Source organism: Kitasatospora sp. NPDC040550 (assembly GCF_055594965.1).
This window is the reverse complement of the sequence record NZ_JBVIWC010000033.1, coordinates 38,740-55,934: the sequence shown is the minus strand read 5'-3', so window position 1 is coordinate 55,934 and position 17,195 is coordinate 38,740. Positions and strand designations below refer to the sequence as shown.

Annotated in this window: 16 protein-coding genes and 1 pseudogene; 7 read left to right on the top strand and 10 right to left on the bottom strand. The window is 75.1% G+C overall.

Going from position 1 to position 17,195, the window contains the following annotated elements; translation table 11 throughout:
• Positions 1-42 precede the first annotated feature (42 nt).
• Positions 43-969 carry an aminoglycoside phosphotransferase family protein gene (locus tag ACZ58X_RS34950; RefSeq protein ID WP_470337594.1) on the bottom strand — a complete coding sequence of 309 codons (927 nt, stop codon included), beginning with the start codon at positions 967-969 and terminating at the stop codon, positions 43-45.
• 72 nt (positions 970-1,041) lie between these two features.
• Between ACZ58X_RS34950 and ACZ58X_RS34945 the strand changes: the two are divergent.
• From ACZ58X_RS34945 to ACZ58X_RS34935, 3 genes and pseudogenes are all read left to right on the top strand, one after another.
• Positions 1,042-1,227, top strand: a pseudogene (locus tag ACZ58X_RS34945) (PadR family transcriptional regulator); the annotation flags it as partial.
• 57 nt (positions 1,228-1,284) lie between these two features.
• Complete coding sequence (locus tag ACZ58X_RS34940; protein WP_470337593.1) at positions 1,285-2,019, top strand: class I SAM-dependent methyltransferase; 735 nt, start codon at positions 1,285-1,287, stop codon at positions 2,017-2,019.
• Between the two features lie 280 nt (positions 2,020-2,299).
• Positions 2,300-3,142: an undecaprenyl-diphosphate phosphatase gene (locus ACZ58X_RS34935; protein WP_470337614.1), complete on the top strand. Its 843-nt coding sequence runs from the start codon at positions 2,300-2,302 to the stop codon at positions 3,140-3,142.
• Positions 3,143-3,233: 91 nt separating this feature from the next.
• Here the strand turns inward: ACZ58X_RS34935 and ACZ58X_RS34930 are convergent, their stop codons facing one another.
• A complete protein-coding gene (locus ACZ58X_RS34930; protein WP_470337592.1) occupies positions 3,234-4,730 on the bottom strand; it encodes a HEAT repeat domain-containing protein in 1,497 nt (498 codons plus the stop codon).
• 287 nt (positions 4,731-5,017) lie between these two features.
• Here ACZ58X_RS34930 and ACZ58X_RS34925 point away from each other — a divergent pair, with 287 nt between their 5' ends.
• Entirely contained in the window at positions 5,018-5,518 is a 501-nt protein-coding gene (locus ACZ58X_RS34925; protein WP_470337591.1) for a PAS domain-containing protein, read from the top strand.
• 139 nt (positions 5,519-5,657) lie between these two features.
• On the opposite strand, the gene ACZ58X_RS34920 is transcribed toward ACZ58X_RS34925, so the two are convergent.
• Positions 5,658-7,139, bottom strand: coding sequence for a DNA-binding protein NsdB (locus tag ACZ58X_RS34920; protein ID WP_470337590.1), 1,482 nt, complete (start codon positions 7,137-7,139; stop codon positions 5,658-5,660).
• A gap of 473 nt (positions 7,140-7,612) precedes the next feature.
• Between ACZ58X_RS34920 and ACZ58X_RS34915 the strand changes: the two genes are divergently transcribed.
• Positions 7,613-8,824, top strand: a complete 1,212-nt coding sequence (locus ACZ58X_RS34915; RefSeq protein WP_470337589.1) for an aminoglycoside phosphotransferase family protein — start codon at positions 7,613-7,615, stop codon at positions 8,822-8,824.
• A 66-nt stretch (positions 8,825-8,890) separates the two neighbouring features.
• Here ACZ58X_RS34915 and ACZ58X_RS34910 read toward each other — a convergent pair whose 3' ends face one another.
• The 4 genes from ACZ58X_RS34910 to ACZ58X_RS34895 all read right to left on the bottom strand — a co-directional run bounded on the left by ACZ58X_RS34910 (position 8,891) and on the right by ACZ58X_RS34895 (position 12,166).
• Complete coding sequence (locus ACZ58X_RS34910; RefSeq protein WP_470337588.1) at positions 8,891-10,282, bottom strand: acyl-CoA dehydrogenase family protein; 1,392 nt, start codon at positions 10,280-10,282, stop codon at positions 8,891-8,893.
• Between the two features lie 168 nt (positions 10,283-10,450).
• Entirely contained in the window at positions 10,451-10,534 is an 84-nt protein-coding gene (locus ACZ58X_RS34905; RefSeq protein ID WP_363440578.1) for a putative leader peptide, read from the bottom strand.
• 121 nt (positions 10,535-10,655) lie between these two features.
• Positions 10,656-11,150: a hypothetical protein gene (locus tag ACZ58X_RS34900; protein ID WP_375892343.1), complete on the bottom strand. Its 495-nt coding sequence runs from the start codon at positions 11,148-11,150 to the stop codon at positions 10,656-10,658.
• Positions 11,151-11,977: 827 nt separating this feature from the next.
• Positions 11,978-12,166 (bottom strand): DUF397 domain-containing protein, encoded by a 189-nt coding sequence (locus tag ACZ58X_RS34895; RefSeq protein WP_360243590.1) that lies wholly within the window; start codon positions 12,164-12,166, stop codon positions 11,978-11,980.
• A gap of 370 nt (positions 12,167-12,536) precedes the next feature.
• Between ACZ58X_RS34895 and ACZ58X_RS34890 the strand changes: the two genes are divergently transcribed.
• A complete protein-coding gene (locus ACZ58X_RS34890; protein WP_470337587.1) occupies positions 12,537-13,076 on the top strand; it encodes a PTS-dependent dihydroxyacetone kinase phosphotransferase subunit DhaM in 540 nt (179 codons plus the stop codon).
• 34 nt (positions 13,077-13,110) lie between these two features.
• Here ACZ58X_RS34890 and ACZ58X_RS34885 read toward each other — a convergent pair whose 3' ends face one another.
• Positions 13,111-13,599: an NUDIX hydrolase gene (locus tag ACZ58X_RS34885; RefSeq protein WP_375892347.1), complete on the bottom strand. Its 489-nt coding sequence runs from the start codon at positions 13,597-13,599 to the stop codon at positions 13,111-13,113.
• 274 nt (positions 13,600-13,873) lie between these two features.
• Positions 13,874-14,143, bottom strand: a complete 270-nt coding sequence (locus ACZ58X_RS34880; RefSeq protein ID WP_470337586.1) for a hypothetical protein — start codon at positions 14,141-14,143, stop codon at positions 13,874-13,876.
• Positions 14,144-14,682: 539 nt separating this feature from the next.
• On the opposite strand from ACZ58X_RS34880, the gene ACZ58X_RS34875 reads away from it, so the two are divergent.
• Positions 14,683-15,735 (top strand): polysaccharide deacetylase family protein, encoded by a 1,053-nt coding sequence (locus ACZ58X_RS34875; RefSeq protein ID WP_470337585.1) that lies wholly within the window; start codon positions 14,683-14,685, stop codon positions 15,733-15,735.
• A 652-nt stretch (positions 15,736-16,387) separates the two neighbouring features.
• On the opposite strand, the gene ACZ58X_RS34870 is transcribed toward ACZ58X_RS34875, so the two are convergent.
• Positions 16,388-17,158: a glutamate racemase gene (locus ACZ58X_RS34870; protein WP_470337584.1), complete on the bottom strand. Its 771-nt coding sequence runs from the start codon at positions 17,156-17,158 to the stop codon at positions 16,388-16,390.
• Positions 17,159-17,195 lie beyond the last annotated feature (37 nt).

Here is a 17,195-nt window from a genome sequence, read left to right as displayed (position 1 = left end):
GTGGGGGCCGGGTCCACACCCGGTGGCGGCACCGGGCGCCCGTCAGCCCCGGCCCGACAACAGCTCCGCGATGACGCGTTGGCCCGGGTCGAGCGCCGTCTCCCCCTCCTCGACCGCCCAGACCGCGTTCTGCAGCACCCGGGCGAGCGTCCAGGAGACGGCCGCCTCCCGGTCCACCTCCAGCGCCTCCACCAGCACGTCGAAGCGGCGCCGCAGCACCCGGGCCGGGCTGCCGTCGGCCGTGACGTCCGCCCAGCGGTTGCGCAGCGCGGGCAGCAGTTCGAAGCCGGGGTGCCCGGCCAGCGGCTTGGGGTCGATGGCCAGCCAGGGCGCCCGGTCGGCGCCCGGCAGCGGGGCGAGGACGTTGCCGTAGTGCAGGTCCCAGTGCAGCAGCCGGTCGCCCGGCTCGGCGCGGACGGCACGGAGGGCGGCCGCGCAGTCGGCGAGCAGGCGCCGCTCGTCCGGGTCGGCGTGGGCGGCGGCCGCGGCCGGAGCGCTCCGCAGCAGGCCGTCCGCGACCTCGGTCAAGGTGCGCAGGCCGGGCGGCGCCTGACGGAGTGTCAGCTGTTGCAGCAATTCGGCGATCACCCGTACCGCCGCGAGGTCGTCGGCCACGGTGAGCAGCGAGCGGGACGGGTCCAGGCGCTCCAACAGCATGGCACCGGTGGCCGGTTGGTGGTCGAGCAGCCGGACGGCGCCGCGGCCGCCCCAGGCCCGGAGGGCGAGCGGTTCGCCCACCGTCTCCTCGTCCACCGGCTGGAGCTTGAGCGCCGCGGGCGTACCGTCGGCGCGGCGCACCGGCAGCACCAGCGCGACCACGCCGTGGGCCACCGGGCCGTCCGGGCGCAGCTCCCAGCGTTCGGTCAACTCGGCTGCCAGGGAGGGGAGTCGGGCCGCCCAGGCACGTCCACGCGCGCCGAGGGACCCGGCCAGTGACGCGGCCAGTGCGGGCGGGACGGCGACGGGCATCGTAGGGGCTCCTCTCCGGCGGTGCCGTCCAGCCTAGGGCGTCCGCGCCGGCTCCCCGAGCGCCGTGGCGACCGCCGTCGGCCGGCCTTCCTGTCCGAGCCGGCCAGCTTCTTCTACGAGGGCGACCGCCCGCGCAGCGCCGAGGAGTTCGCCGACCCGTTCCGGCGCGGCCTGCTGCTGACCGCCCGGGCCACCACCGAGGCCGAACTCGCCTGGCTGCGCGCCACCCTGGCCGAACTGGAGCTCCTGACGGGCTGACCGAAAGCCGTCCGGACCGCCTTCCCTCCCCGCCCCTCGCGTGTTCCGATGGCCCTCATGGGCAACGACCTGCACGAGAACGGCGACGCGCGCCAGGACGACGACCGGCGCGAGGGCTACCACGGCACGGGCGCGGGCGCGATCACCCCGGACGGCTGCGCGGTGGAGGTGTGGACCCGCCTCCCGGTCGGCGACGCCCCGGACGTGATCGGGGCGGCCGCCCCGCCCGGCGCCCGGATCCTCGAACTGGGCTGCGGCGTCGGCCGGATGACCCACCCGCTGGTCGAGCGCGGCTTCGCCGTGACGGCGGTGGACGAGTCCGCCGAGATGCTCGCCCGGGTGCGCCCGGAGGTCCGCACGGTGCGCAGCCCGATCGAGCGGCTGGACCTCGGCGAGCGCTTCGACGTCGTGCTGCTCGCCTCCTTCCTGGTGCACGCCGGCGATCCGGCCGTCCGCCAGGGCCTGTTGGAGACCTGCCGCCGCCACGTCGCCGGGGACGGCTGCGTGCTGGTGCAGCGCGAGGGCGAGGACTGGCACCGCAACGTGCCGCGGGAGAGCCGGATCGCCGGGACGGACGGGGTGGCCCGGATCCTCTCGGCGACACCGGTCGGTGCCGGGGTGAATTCGGTCCGGGCGGAGTACGTCTTCCCGGACGGCACCTGGACCCAGACCTTCCTGTCCCGGCCGCTCTCGACCGCGGCCTTCGAGGAGGCCCTGGCGGACGCCGGGCTGCGGATCGAGAGGTACCTGACGGCGGACCGCACCTGGGTCCGGGCCCGGCCAGCCGGCTGACCCGGCGCGGGCCGGGGGCGAACCCGATGCCACCTCGGTGCGAGCCCGAACCCGGCGCACACCGGACGCCGTTCCGGTGCAAGCCCGGTGCGCAAAGTCCGGTTAAAGGGTGAACAAAGAACTGTTACCTTCACCCCGTACCATCGGCCGCGCGCCGGGCCCGTGCGCGGCCCGGGGCCGCGCGGGTCGCGGTCGTCCGCACGCCCGCTCCGACCCGCGAGGACCCGCCCATGCCGCACCCCCGCCACGCCCGCCCGATACCCCCGGCGGGTGTTCGGTGATCGACTGGTTCCACGGGGCCGTTCTCGGCCTGGTCCAGGGGCTCACCGAGTTCCTGCCCGTCTCCTCCAGCGCCCACCTGCGGGTGTTCTCGGCCCTGTTGGGCTGGGACGACCCGGGCGCCGCCTTCACCGCCGTCACCCAGCTCGGCACCGAGGCCGCCGTGCTGATCTACTTCCGCCGGGACATCGCCTCGATCGTCCGCACCTGGGCGCTGTCGCTGTTGCGCCCGGCACTGCGCTCCGATCCGGACGCCCGGACGGGCTGGTTCGTGATCCTCGGGACGCTGCCGATCGGCGTCCTCGGCAAGCTGTTCCAGGTCTCCATCGAGACCCACCTGCGCGACCTGCGGATCATCGGCACCACGCTGATCGTGTTCGGCCTCGTCCTGGCATTCGCGGACCGCACCCGCGCCGTGCGCCACGCCCGTCCGATCACCGACCTGACCCTGCCGCACGCGGCCGCCTACGGCTTCGCCCAGGCGCTGGCGCTGATCCCCGGGGTCTCCCGCTCCGGCGGCACGATCAGCGCGGGCCTGCTGCTCGGCTACAGCCGGGAGGCGGCGGCCCGCTACTCGTTCCTGCTCGCGATCCCGGCGGTGCTCGCCTCGGGGACGCTGGAGCTGTTCAAGATCGGCGAGGGCCCGGCGCCGGCCTGGGGGCCGACGATCCTGGCCACCCTGATCGCCTTCGCGGTCGGCTACGCGGCGATCGCCTGGTTCCTCAAGTACATCTCGAACAACAGTTTCCTGCCGTTCGTGGTGTACCGGGTGCTGCTCGGCGTTCTGATCATCGGTCTGGTGGCGGGTGGCGTGCTGGCCCCGGACGCGGGCTCGGTCAAGTAGAACGCGGTTCCACCAGGGGCCGGAACGGCCCGGTGACGACGACGGGCCGGGGCACCGACACGGTGCCCCGGCCCACCCGATGCTGACGGACCTACCGCCCGGGCTCCCGGGCGGTCAGTCGGCCGCGTACGGCGGCGTGGACCTCGGCCTCCTCGGCCGGGTCGGCGGCGAGCCTGCGCAGTCGCTCCAGCACACGCGCGTCGCCGGTGGTGGCGACATGGCGCGCGGCGAGCTCGCGGGTGGACTCCTCGCAGTCCCAGAGGCACTCGACGGCGGGCCCCTCGGGGAAGCGCACATCGGTCACGGCGAGCGCCCGGGCGGCGCGGCCGCGCAGTTCGGAGGAGGCGGCCTCCCCGTAGACGTGGCGCAGGACCGGGACAGCGTCGGCGGCGGCCAGCCGCCCCGCACCGTCGACCAGGGACCCGAGCCCGGTACCGCTGACCCCGTGCACGGAGATCCAGCGGCGCAGACCGGCGACCACCAGCGGCGCGTCGGCCGGCTCCCCCGCGTCGGCGAGCAGGCGCACGGCGGTCTCGCCGAGCGCGCTGTCGGCGCCCCCGCTGGCCGGGTCGGCCCAGCGGCGGGCCTGCGCCAGCACCTCGGGGCCGCGCATCCGGCCGAGCAGCTCCAATGCGGCCCGGACGATCCGCTCGTCCACGTCAGCTGCGGCGGCCTCGATCAGTTCGAGGGCGGCCGGGTCGCGCTGGTCGACCAGGTAGCGCAGGGCGGCCCGCCGGGCGCCGGGCAGGCCGCCACGGGCGGCCTCCAGCAGGACCGGACGGTCCTCGGGACGGACCACGGCGGTCAGGCAGCGGGCGGCCGCGGCGGCCCTGCGGTCCACGGCGTCGGGACCCGAGCGGTCCTCGTCGGTGCGCACGGGCTCGGGGCGGCTCAGGAAGGCGCCGGCGCCGAGGTCGCCCAGCTGGCCCTGGTCGGCCCAGGCCAGGACGTCGGCGGTGGACCAGCCCGGGGTGACGCCGCCGCGGTTGAGCTGGCGCTGCCAGAGGTCGAAGGGGGACTGCTCGGCGGCGGCGGCCACTCTCGGGTGGTAGGCCGCCCAGAGCCGCCAGGGCCTGGGTTCGTAGGCGTTGCGGATGAAGTCGCGCAGCTCGGCGTCGCCCTCCGGGCCCGGCGGGAACCGGTCCAGCACGGCCGTCCCGAGCAGCAGCAGGCCCCGGTCGTCGTCGCGCAGGGCGAGTTCGTCGAGGGCCCAGGCCCAGTTGGCACCCGTGGCGGCGTACTCGCGCAGCATCAGCAGCGCGTCGCGCCGGCCGTAGGCGGCGAGGTGGCCCAGGACGGAGAGGGCGAGGCCGGTGCGGCTCTCGTCGTCGCTGACGAGGTCCTCGGCGGAGTGGAGGTGGTCCTCGATGCCGTCGAGGGAGGCCTCCAGCTCCATGTAGAGGCGCGCGTAGTAGAGGGAGCGGCTCTCGACCTGCCAGTCGGCCCGCGGATCCCTGGTGACGCATTCCTCCAGCGCGGCGATGGCCTCGGCACGGTCGGCGGCCAGCGCATGGAGCTGCCCGTCACCACGGCCTCGTTGCAGGAGGCCAAGGAGGCTGGCGCTAGGTGCTATCACTGGCTCGAACATGAGGTCAGCATCCGTTGCGGCGGTCGTAGTGGCAACGGGATTTCCGTCGCCGGGGTCTCTGGTCGGTACTGCGGTGGGCGCCCGGGCGCCGGAATCACCGAAGGTTACCGCCTCGGACCCCCTTCCGCACACAGGGCGACGAAGCCCGCTGCCACAGTGGCATATGCCAGGGGAATTTTGCCTGCGTTCTGTCCAAATCGCCCACACCGCCCCGAACGCTGTGCGACAGTCTTCTCACCACCACGACGCCCCGCGCACGAGGGGGCACACCGAGCGATGGACCCGTCATGAACATGCCCTTAGGCACCGCCCGCCCGCCGGACACCGCCACGGTGGACGGCGCCCGGTCGGGCACGGACGGCAACGCCGACGACGGCTCCGACCGCGGAACGGACGGCAGAGTGGACGGCACGGCGCAGGAGCCGTCCGGGCCCTACCTCGGCGGCGGCACCGGCGAGGACCGGCCCGTCGGCTCGGCCGAGTGGGACCTGCTGACCGACGCGGTCCGCTGGGACCAGGCGACCTACCTCCTCCTCGGCTGCGACCCGGGCCACGGCCCGCTCAGCCTGGACCGGCTGCCCGACCGCCTCCCCGAGGCGGACCGGCCGATGCTGCGCCGGATGATGACCGACGCCCTGGTGCACGGGCGCCCGGCCGCCGGCACCCTGCGGATCCGCCGCCCCGGCGGACGGCACGACCACGTCGAGTGCGCGGGCGAGCCCGTGCTCGACGCCGACGGCACCGTCACCGCGCTGCGGATGCTGCTCCGACCGGCCCCGCCGGCCTGAACCCCGAGCCGTTCCGGGTCGGCCCCCGCCCGACCGGCGCCTCCCGGACAGCCCTGCCCGGGCCGGCGCCTTCCCGACCGGCTCCGCCGCCGTCCCGTTCCGCCGCCGTCCCGCTCCGCCCCCGGACCGGCCGCCCGTCTCACGACGGCCGCGGCCGGTTCTTCGCGTCCGCCGCCCGCAGCTCCCGCCCGAGCTCGGCCCGCAGCTCGTCCACCACCGGCAGCCCCCGGTAGCGGGCGGTCAGCCGGTACATCTCGCGCAGCCGGTCCCAGGTCCGGTGCGAGGAGTTCTGGCCGATCAGGTTCATCACCATCTTGGCCTGGAACTCCGCCGCGTCCGGCTCCCCGGTGATCCAGTGCACCGAGGCCAGGGTGATTCGGTCGAACAGCGCCGACCGCAGCTGTCCGGTGCCCTCCCGCAGGGTGATCACCCGCTCCGCGTGCCGCCGCGCCAGCGGCGCCGCCGCCGGGTCGTGCTCGGCCAGGGTGCGCAGCACCAGCGCCTGCATGCCGCGCAGTTCGGCCTCGTCGAAGACCTGCATCCAGGTCGGCGGCGGCTCCGTCGCGTCCTCGGTGAAGAGGTCCTCCGCCTCGCCGAGCAACCGGTAGGTGTCCTGGGAGTGCCCGATCGAGGCGCGCGCCCAGGCCTCGACGGTGTTGAACATCGCCCGCGTTCTGGGCAGCAGCAGGCCGCCGCCCGCCTTGGCCGCCGACATCAGCTCGATCGCGTCGTCGGCCCGGCCGAGGTGCACCATCTGCCGGGCCGCCCGGGAGATCGCCTCACCGGCCCGCGGCCGGTCGCCGGCCTCCTTGGCGGCCTCGGCCGCCATCATGAAGTACTTCTGGGCGGTGGGCTCCAGGCCCACGTCGTGCGACATCCAGCCGGCCAGCACCGCCAGGTTGGCCGCGACCAGCCACAGCCGCTGCTCCACCGCCGGCGCGTGCCGGTGCGTCAACAGGCCGCCGACCTCGTTGAGCTGGCCGACCACCGCCTTGCGCTGGAGCCCGCCGCCGCGCGCGGCGTCCCAGGCCCGGAACACCTGCACCGAGCGCTCCAGCGACTCCACCTCGTCGAGCCCGACCGGGCCCGCGTCGTACACGTCGACCACCGGGCGCGCCCCGCCCCCGGTGACCACCTGGCGCGGGCCCGGCAGGGAGGCCGCGTACGCGACCGCGTCCCCGCCCAGCCAGCTCTTGAGGGAGTCGGCGACGACCGCCCCGGCCGTGAGCGCGGCTCCGGCGCCCACCAATCCACGTCGGTTCAGCATGAGGTCCATTCCCGTGAACTCGGTGAGGACCGCGGCTGTTCGATCCGGCGACCACGGGACTGCTGCGGACGGCTCCGCTCCGGACCTGGTGGGCCGGTGTCGTTCCAGACCGAGGTCCTCAGTGGTGACGACACGTCCGAGCCGCTCCGTGAACACGGCCGCCAGCACCCTCGGCACCGGATCGCGCGGGATCTCCCCCTGCTCGATCCACCTCCGTACCCTCGACGTGTCGGTGGACAGCTGCTGCTGACCCATCGCGGCACCCCGACGGTTGACCAGCCGGGCCAGTTCGCCCTTGGACCATCCGGTCAGGACGAACAGATCGGCGAGTCGGGTGTTGGGTTCCCTGCTCAAATGAAGCCCCCAGGTTCCTCGGCACCTCCGAGGCTAGAGGCTCCGGCAAGTGCCAGGCGAGCATTCGCCACCGTTCGCCAGGGCCCGCCAGACTACTAAGCCAGTGCCCGACGGGTGTGTTGTAGGGATGCGCCACCTCGCCCCTCGGGTCGGGCGGCGTCCCACCAGCGTCGGGGCGGTCCCCCGACCGTGGCGCGGGACGCTCCCGGTCATCACCCGAGGGGGTGGCGCGGCCGGGTGGCGCGGGGGCGCCGGGCACGGCCACGGCAGTCCGGGCGACCGCATTCCCCAGGGTGCGGACGACCGGGACGCCGTCGAACAGGGGTTCCCGACCCCTCGTCCGTGCCCGGCGCCCGCGCACCACCCACCGACCGAAGCAGGGCCGCCGTCACGCCAGGAAGCACGCGGCACCAGCCCTCCCCCGCCCCGCGGGGCGAACCCGCAGACGGACCGGAAGGGACCACCCTCAGCCCATGTACTCCTCAGCGACGACCCCCACGCCGACCGCGAGCCGCACCGCGCTGCGCCCCCCCACCGCAGCCACCGGCCGCCCGGGGCCCAGGCAGGTGCCCCCGGCGAGCCGCCCGGTGGCCCCGCGGGGCACCGAGGGCCGGGCCGCCGACGCCCGGGTCCCGGGCGGCCGCACGGCGCTGGGACTGCGCGCACCCGAGGCCGCCCCGCCGGCCGGCCACCGCCTCCCGCTGGCCCGGCAGGCCGACGGCCAGGTGCTGCGCACCCGGCGGCCCGGCCAGCCGGTCGGGCCCGAGCGGATCGACCCGGCGGCGTTGCAGACCCCGTCGGTGCGGGCCGCGCTGGGGAGCATCGCGCGGATATGTCCGGCGTTCACCCCGCGCCAGGTCCTGCGCGAGGGCAGCCGCCACATCCTGGTGGCGGGCACCATCGGGCGGGCACCGGTGGTCGCCAAGTGCCTGGCGCCGCAGGCGGTGCGGAGTGAGTACTTCGAGCAGCTGGTGGCCGACTTCCACCACGAGGTCGCGGTCTACCGGGCGTTCGTCCGGCACCGCCCGCCGGTCCGGCTGCCCCGGCTGGTCGCGGCCGACCACGACCGGTGCGTGCTGGTCATGGAGCGGGTCCCCGGCCGCCCGGCCGCCCGGGAGCGCCACCCGGTCAACGCGCCCACCCCGGGCGAGGTCCGCGCGCTGCTCGGCGCCGTCCGGACGCTGAACCTCTGGCGGCCGCCGAGCGACGTGTTCCAGCCGCGCCTGGACTACCCGTTGGAGATCGCCCGCTACCACTCGGTGGGCCAGCTCACCGACCGGGACGCCGGCGACCTGCGCGGCCTGCTGCACGGCCTGGGCAACACCCCGCTGCAGCTGTGCCACGGCGACGCGCTGCTCAGCAACATGCTGCTGGCGCCGTCCGGGCCGGTGCTGGTGGACTGGGAGCAGGCCGGCTGGTACCTGCCGGGCTACGACCTGGCGGTGCTCTGGAGCGTGCTCTCCGGCGACACCGCCGCCCGCCGCCAGATCAGCCAACTCGCCCAGAGCGGCGGCACCATGGCCCGGGACGCGTTCCTGGTGAACCTGGTGCTGGTGCTGATGCGGGAGATCCGGCTGTACGACGTGCCGGGCGCCGGCGAGGAGCAGCGGATCATGATCCGCCGGCTCTACGACGACGCCGCACTGGCCCGCCGCGCGGTCCGGGCGGCGGTCGGCACCCGCTGACACCTCCGCCGAACCCCCGCTGGACCCCGTCACCGGCCCTGGCGCGGCGCGCCGCGGCCGGTGACGCTACGTCCGGGCGCCGTGTGCCAGGGCGGCCCGGCCGGCGGCGTCCAGCACGGCCTCCTCGGGCGCCAGGTGCACCCGGCTGCTCAGCACGTCCCGCAGGTAGCGCTCCAGTGGGTGACGCCGGCTCAGCCCCGGGTTGCCGGTGAGCGCGACGGCCTGCTGGACGGCCGCGGTGGCGGCCCGGGTGGCCAGCAGGTGGGCCGGCCCGGTCCGGGCCACGGCGTCCGCCTCGCCACGGTCGACCCGGGGGGCCAGGCCGTGCAGCAGTTCCTCGGCGCCGATCAGCTGGGCGTCGATCTCGCCGAGGGCGGCGCGGTAGCGCGGCAGGGTGCCGAGCGGCTCGGTGAGATTGGCCGGGGTCCGCTGGTTCAGGAAGCGGACCAGCCAGGCCTCGGCGGCCCGGGCGACCCCGACCGCCACCGCGGCGAGGGCCAGGTCGTGCCAGGCGCGGGCGAGTTCGGCCTCCTGGGCGTCCTCCCGACCGGGCGTGCGCAGCCCGAGCCCGAGTTCGAGCGGAACCCGCACCGCGTCGAGGACGACGTCGTGACTGGCGCTGGCCCGCAGGCCGAGCTGGTCCCAGGTCGGGTCGATCTCCAGCCCCTCGCTCTCCCCCCGGACCAGGAACGTGCCGACCCGCGGCTCGGGTTCGTCGGTCCGCGCGGTGACGGCCATCCAGGCCAGCGCCTCGGCGCCGGTGCAGTACGTCTTCCGGCCGGTCAGCAGCCAGCCCTCGTCGTCCCGTCGGGCCACCGTCCCGAGCGGCTCGTCCGGCCGGCCGCCGGGCTCCGCCCGCAGCGTGTTGACCAGCGCGGGCCCGCGCCGGGACTCGGTCAGCAGCCGCCGGTAGCCGGCCGCCGGCCAGCTCGGGCGGCGGGCCTGCTCGGCGTGCTGGAGCAGGGTGAAGGCGGTGACCACGGCCACCGAAGCGTCCCCGTGGCCGAGTTGGGCCAGCACCCGGACGGTGTCGGCGAGCGTCCCGCCCGGTCCGCCGTACCGCTGGGAGACCGTCAGGGTGAGCAGCCCGGCCTCGTGGACCGCCTCGATGCCCTGGTACGGGAAGGTCGCGTCGCGGTCGTGCTCCTCGGCGCGGGCGGCGAGCAGGTCGACCACCCGGGGCAGGCCGGCCAGGGCGGCCTCGACCGCCGAGCGGTCGGGCTCGGTGGTCGCGGCGGCCGCGACGGAACCGGTGGCCGTCGCCGGGCCGGATCCGGCAAGTGCGGCGGGAGCGGGCGGGACGGGCGCCGCGGGCGCCGAAGGCCGGGAGGGCCGGGAGGGCCGGGCGGGGGCCGTCGGCCGCGCGGGCGGGGCGGAGGGTGCGGGATGGCCGGAATCCGACGGCTCGGTTCGGGGACGATCGTTCGGTGAACGATCGTTGGCGGCGATGGTCGTCATGGGGCTGGTGCCTCCGGGCGGCAGCATGGGCTCAGCGGGTGCGGACGGCACGCCGTACGGGCGCGCGGACGGACCGGCGGCCCCGGAGGCCGGCCCGCGGCCCACCCCCGGTCTCGGCGCCGACCCGGTCCGGTCGGTCGCCCGCCGCCACGGGGGCGAGATCCCCCCTCAGTGGCCCGGACACACCGCACTGGCGGTCCGGCACAGGTCCAGATGCCTGCGACGGGTCAACAGCGGGAGACGGCACGGCATGTTCGCGACTGTACGAACCGGTGATCGATACCGTCAAGCAGCGTCCGAGCCCTGACCGGGCCGCGGGCCGGCCCCGGCCGGGCCGCGGGCGGGGACCGGCCGGGCCGCGGGCGGGGACCGGTCAGCCCTGCTGGAACATGTCGGCCGGCAGCGGCTTCAACAGCTGATACAGGTCGTCCGAAATCGGTCGGTCCCAGGACGCGATGGTGACCAGCACCCCGTCGCTGCGGCCGAACTGGGCGCAGAACACGCGCTCCTCGCTGACCTTGACCTTCTTCACGATCAGCAGGTCGTCCCCGAGCATCACCGGGAAGTCCTCGGCCGAGGCGAACTCGACCGGCTCGTCGTTCTCCAGCGCCGCGAGCAGCTGCCGCACCTCGAAGGGAACCTCGTCGCCGGTGTCCCGGGCGGGCGACCCCTCGGGGAGGTTGCCGATGAACATCGCCGGGCCTCTGCCGCCGAACAGGTCGTAGCGCAGGAAAATCCCCTGGCAGGAGCCGTCCGGGCCGGTCATCATGGCCGCACCGAAGTCGCCGGGCCAGTCACCCGGGTCCATCGCGAGCACGTCGAAGTCCGGGCCGGCGGGCTGTCCGGAGCGACGGCGGAGAAAAGACATGGGAACATCGTACGTGTCCGGCACACCACACTCGCGAGGCGGGTGGGACACCGACGGGGGACGGGCGGGAGGTCGACGCTCAGAGACCAATGTTGACTCTGAGCAACCGTCCGGGCTACGTTCGGTTCAGCACGACAGCCGTTCTGGGTTTCACCCTCCGGGGGGACGGCATGTCGCAACGCGGCCCTACACGCGTATCCCTCACTGTGCACTCGTCGTGCCGAACTGCCGAGCACCCAGCTTCGTCGTCGCACACAGCACGAACACACAAGCCAACAGTTCCATCGCAGTTCCATGCAACAAGAGCCAGATCCGCGGGGCCCCGGCCCGTCGCTCCCGTGGATCTGCTCGGGACGCCGCCGCGTGGGGGCGTGCGGGTCCCGAGCAAACGGTGCCGCCAGCCGAGTCGCTCTCGGCGGTGGCGCCAGCCTCCCGGCGACTGCCGGCCCCTCGTGGGCCGGGACCGGCCGACGCACCCCGGTGCGCAGGGGATGACTGGGAGGTATGGCCTGGCAGTGCTGCCGGGCCGCAACAGCAGGCGCCGTGTCTGGCCGCGTGGGGGCGGTGGGCACGGCGTCTGCCTGTGCTCATACTCTGAGCTGCGTTTGTCTAACAGTCAACAGAAATTCTGACGGGGCACGCTCAAAAGATCGTCAGCCGTGATGTCCCGTACCGGAATCAGCGACCCGGCCGCCCCGGACACACCGATGGACACCCAGGCGGACGCACCGACGGACAGGCGGACGCACCGACGGAGCGGACCCGGACGCCGCACCTCTTCCTGCAGCTCGGACCGCTCCGCGGGTGCGCCCGGACGGCGCGGACGATCAGGTGAGGTCGAACTCGCCGTCCCGGGCGCCGAGCACGAAGGCCCGCCACTCGGCCGGGGTGAAGACCAGGACCGGCCCGTCCTCCTGGCGGCCGTCCCGCATCCCGATGTACCCGTCCACGAACGCGATCTGGACGTCCCCGACGCCCTGGCTGCTGCACAGCCACTCGGCCCCGGTGAAGTCCACCTTCGGCTTCCCGTTCCGCGCGAGCTGCGGCTCGGCGCCGACCGTCCCGGTGTTCGCCCCGGTGTCCGTACCGCTGTTGACTGCCACTGACCGATCTCCTCCCGACGGCATTCCCGCGCCAGCCTAACCACAGCCAGCGGCCCCGGTCAGCGGGTTGGCGAGGTCGCCCCCGCGCCTGCGCCGGGTCTGCGCCACGTCTCCCGCCGGGCGGACCGGAGGGCCGGCCGAGGAGCCGTCGGGGCCCCGGTGGGGCGTGTCCCGCCGGACCCGGCCGCGGGCAGCTGCCAGAGTGCTGCCAGGGCGCGTACGGTCCCGCCCGCGCCCCGTCCGACCACCCGCCCGCCCGCCACCTCGACCCAGGGAGCAGCCGATGAGCCGCCGGGACGGCACCCGCGCCGACGTCATCCCCATCTCCGACGCTCCCTCGGCCCACCCGCCGGCCCCCCGCACCCCGCCCTCGCCCACCTCGCTGCCCCGCCCCACCCAGGCGCGGCCCGCCACGCACGGCCGGGTCGGGATCGTCCTGGTCTCGCACAGCCAGGAACTGGCCACCGCCGTACGCTCCCTGGCGCTCGCGCTGACCGGATCCGACTCCCCCGCGACGGTCGCCGCGACGGGCGGCGATCCGACGGACGGACCGGGCATCAGCGCGGTACTGGTGGCCGCCGCCACCCGGCGGGTCGACCAGGGCCACGGCGTGGTGGTGCTCGCCGACCTGGGCGGAGCCGTCACCACCGTGCGGGCGCTGCTCTCGGACGCCGACGAGCACGGCCTGCCGTTCCCGGTCCGTTTCGCCAACGCCCCGTTCGTGGAGGGCGCGGTGGCCGCCACCGCGACCGCCACGGCGGGCGGGGACCTGGCCGCGGTGCTGGACGCCGCGGAGGAGGCCTACCGGCAGCACAAGGACTGAGGTCCGTCGCAGGAGCCGAGGTCCGTCGAGCTCGCTACGGGCGCTCCCGACCCTCCCAGGTGAACACCGCCGGGCCCTGGCACTCCAGCGCATGGCGCAGCCGGTCGTGCTCGAAGTCGAGCATCGGCGGCAGCTCGTCCAGCCCGAACCAGCCCACCTCCAGCGACTCGTCGTCGTTCACCCGGGCCTCGCCGCCGACCGCCCGGCAGCGGAAGGTCAGCACCAGGTACTGGGTCACGTCGCCGTTCGGGTAGTGGACCGGCGGGGTGACCGTGGTCGAGGCGAGCAGCTCCGGCACGACCTCCACACCGGTCTCCTCCAGGCACTCGCGCACCACGCCGTCGGCGGGCTGCTCGCCGGGATCGAGGATGCCGCCGACCGACGCCCACCGGCCGTCGTCGGCCCGGCGGGCGAGCAGCACCCGCCCCCGGTCGTCCACGACGACGGCGGCGACGGCGCTCAGCCAGAGCGGACGGTGGCCCACGAGGGAGCGGAGTTCAAGGAGGAAGGGAGGGATCGCCATGCGACGCAGCCTATCCAGCCCACCCCTCGGGCCTCCGGCGGTCACCGTCACCAGCCGCTCGGGGCGCTCGGGCCCGCGGGAACGCATTCACCGGGGAGGGGGGAAGGGGGCGTCATCCGGAATTGCGGAAGAAGGGGGTGCAGGATTGTCCGATGAGATGAAATTCGGTCGTTCTGACCAAATTCGCTCTATCTGTTAATACATCTGTTGAAAAGTTGATCGGCCCGCGGCGGACCGTCCGACCGGACGCCCGACGGAGTGACCAGGGGGTCCGTCAGAGCGCCGCACCCCGCCGCCGGACCACCCCGAAGGCGATCCGGCCGAGCAGCAGGACCCCCGCCGCCAAGCAGCCGGCCACCGCCATCGCCCACGCCGGACCGTCACTGTCCGGAACGATCACGGCCACCACGATGCCCAGCACGAGACAGGCCACACCCGCCGCCGCCAGCGGAATCCGGTGGGTGACCAGGGCTCCGCCGCTGCACGCGCGGTTCCATCGGGTCGCACCGTGCAGGTGGAAGTGATCACGGTCCGCATCTGCCATGAGCCCAAGGTAACTCAGGAGGGCCCCCGGGGCAGCCCGCGGGGAGTGAGGGCCCGCACACCCTCCGCGACCGCGCCTCGGGGGGCACTCCTGGCCTGCTGACGCGTGTACGGGCTCCACAATCAGTCCACGAAAAATCCTCGTCCCCCCGGTACAACCATCCGTCCGGTGCAGCGGTCTCAAGGGCATCGAGTGATCCAGGAGCCGTTCACGGGACGGGTGAGAAACCCCCACCGAGAACCGGAATACCCAGGGAGCGGAGCCGCCGCCCCCTGGAGCCGGAGGCCGGGCTCCGTCCTCCGGCGGTACCGCCACGCCGCTCGGCGACCAAGGGGGAACCGTTGCCGCAGACCCAGTCCACCCCATCGACCGCCACTGCACGCGCCAGGCCCCGGCCCGGCCTGCGCCCCCTCCCACCCACCACCGGTTGCGCGTCCGACCACCACGGCGCCGGCCGACCCCGACCGGCCGTCGAGACCAAGCGCCTCGACGCGGGTCGGCTCGACGCGGGTCGGCTCGAAACGGGTCGGCTCGAAACGGTGCGGATCGAGAAGACCCGGGTCGAGACCACCCTGCTCGACACGACATTGCTCGACTCGACCCGGCTCGCCGCCAAACGCCTCGACACCAAACACCTGGAGACCAAGCAGGCCGACGCGAAGCACCCCGCGAAGGAACAGCAGGACGCACGGGGCGAATGGCTGCGGTTCGCCCCCGTACAACCGCTGTTCCGGGCCCGGGCCGCCCAGCGACTCGCCGTCCTCGCCTACCACGGGGTGACCGACCACCGCTCCTTCGGCGCCCAGCTCGACCGGCTCCGACGGCTCGCCACCCCCGTCTCGCTGCAGGCCGTCCTCCAGGCCGTCACCGAGCGGCGGCCGCTGCCGCCGCGCAGCGTCCTGGTCACCTTCGACGACGCCGACCGGAGCGTCCTCACCCACGCCCTGCCCGCCCTCGACGCCCGCGGCATCCCCGCCACCGCCTTCGTCATCTCCGAACTCATCGGCACCGAACGCCCCTTCTGGTGGCACGAGGCCGACTTCCTCGCCCGTCACGGCGGCCGCGCCCGCTCACTCGACTGCGGTCACCCCTCCCAGCTGCTCCCCCGGCTCAAGGCCATGCCCGACCCGGACCGGCGCCGCAGCCTGCACGAACTGCGGGTCAGCGCCGACCGCCGGCCTCCCCGCCAGGAACAGCTCACCCCGGCCGACCTGCTCGCCCTGCGGGACGGCGGGGTCGCCATCGGCAACCACACCCAGGGGCACCCGTGCCTCGGCCGCTGCGACGACGCCACCGTCCGCGCCGAGATCACCGGCGCCCACGAAGCCCTCACCCACTGGCTCGGCGAACCCCCCACCGCCTTCGCCTACCCCGACGGCGGCCACGACCCCCGTGCGGAAACCGTCCTGCAGGAGCTCGGCTACCAGCTCGGCTTCCTCTCCGACCACCGCCTCGGCCCCCGACTCCCCTCCCACCCCCTCCAGATCAGCCGCCTCCAGGTCGACTCCAGCACCAGCACCCGCCGCTTCGACACCATCCTCTCCGGCCTCGAACCCGCCTACCGCCGCTGGCGCCGCCAAGAGGTGGCCTGACCGCTGACACCGCCGCGCGGGAGGTCGACCGGGGCGACTCCCCGCGCGGCGCGGCGCGGGGCCCCGGGACGCACCCCGTCCTGCCTCCCAGGCAGCCCCCCTGCCCGAACGGCACCACCCCGCCCACGAGCAGCAGGCCAGGCCGACTTCCGGCGACGAGCCTGCGCCACTCGGCCCCCGCGCAGGGGACGGATCCGCGGCCCCAACCCCCGCAAGGCCGGGCCCTGCTCCATGAGAAGTCGGCCGGGCCGACTTCCCGCGCGATTCCGCCCCGGATGCCCAGGGGCCGAGGCCCGCAGCGTGCAAGGTCGGCTGGGTCGACTTCCTGTACGGCAGGCGCGGTAGCCACGAGTCGGCTGGGGGACGCGCGCTCGGCCGGCGGGGGACCAGGCCGGGCGAGGACCGCTCAGCACGAGGCCCGAATGCTCCGGGCGGCCGGGCTGCCTCGGGGGCAGGGAAGGTCGGCCGGGTGGGCTTCCTGTGCGGGTGCCCGGGGCCCTGACTCCGGGGCGCGGAAGCACTGCCGGAGGCGGCTACTGGGCCGGGGCCTTGGTGCGCAGGAAGTCGACGGAACCGACCTTCCGTGCGCGGCAGTGCCGCAGGGGTCGCCTGCGGGTGGGCCGTCTGCTGCGGCGCCCGGGGGTGGTGGGGGTCAGGCGGGGACCGGGGTGAGGGTGAGGCCCTGGGGGTAGAGGGTGGCGGTGGGGGGGAGCGTGGCGGGGGCGCCGGCGTGGAGGACGGTGAGGGTGCCGGTGCCGGTGCGGGTGGGGTCGGCGACGCGGCGCAGGGCCTGGGCGGCGACGGCCTCGGCGGAGCCGTGCAGAACCAGGCCCGGGGCGGCGGTGGGGGCGACGGCGGCGCGGATGCGGTCGGCCACGAGTTCGTAGTGGGTGCAGCCGAGCACCACCACGTCGGTGCCCTCCGGCGTCCGGGCGGCCGCGTCGGCGACGGCGGCGGTGATGGCGGCGTCGTCGCCGTGTTCGACCGCGTCCGCCAGGCCGGGGCAGGCGACCTCGGTGACCTCGGCGGTGCCGCCGAAGTCGCGGATCAGCCCGCGCTGGTAGGCGCTGCCGGTGGTGGCGGGGGTGGCCCAGATCGCGACCCGGCCGCCGAGGGCGGCGGCGGGCTTGATCGCCGGGACGGTGCCGATGACGGGCAGACCGGGTTCGAGTTCGGCGCGCAGCGTGTCGAGCGCGTGGACCGAGGCCGTGTTGCAGGCGATCACCAGGGCGTCGGGGCCGAGGGCGGCCGCGGCCCGGCAGCAGCCGAGGGCCAGCTCGGTGACCTCTTCGGGCGTGCGGGGCCCCCACGGCATCGAGGCCGGGTTGGAGGAGAGCACCAGATCGGCGTCCGGGCGCAGCTCCCGGATCGCGGCGGCGGCGGCCAGCAGGCCGATTCCGGAGTCCATCAGTGCGATCTTCACGAGGCAAGACTTTAGTCGATCCACCCCTCGCCGCCGG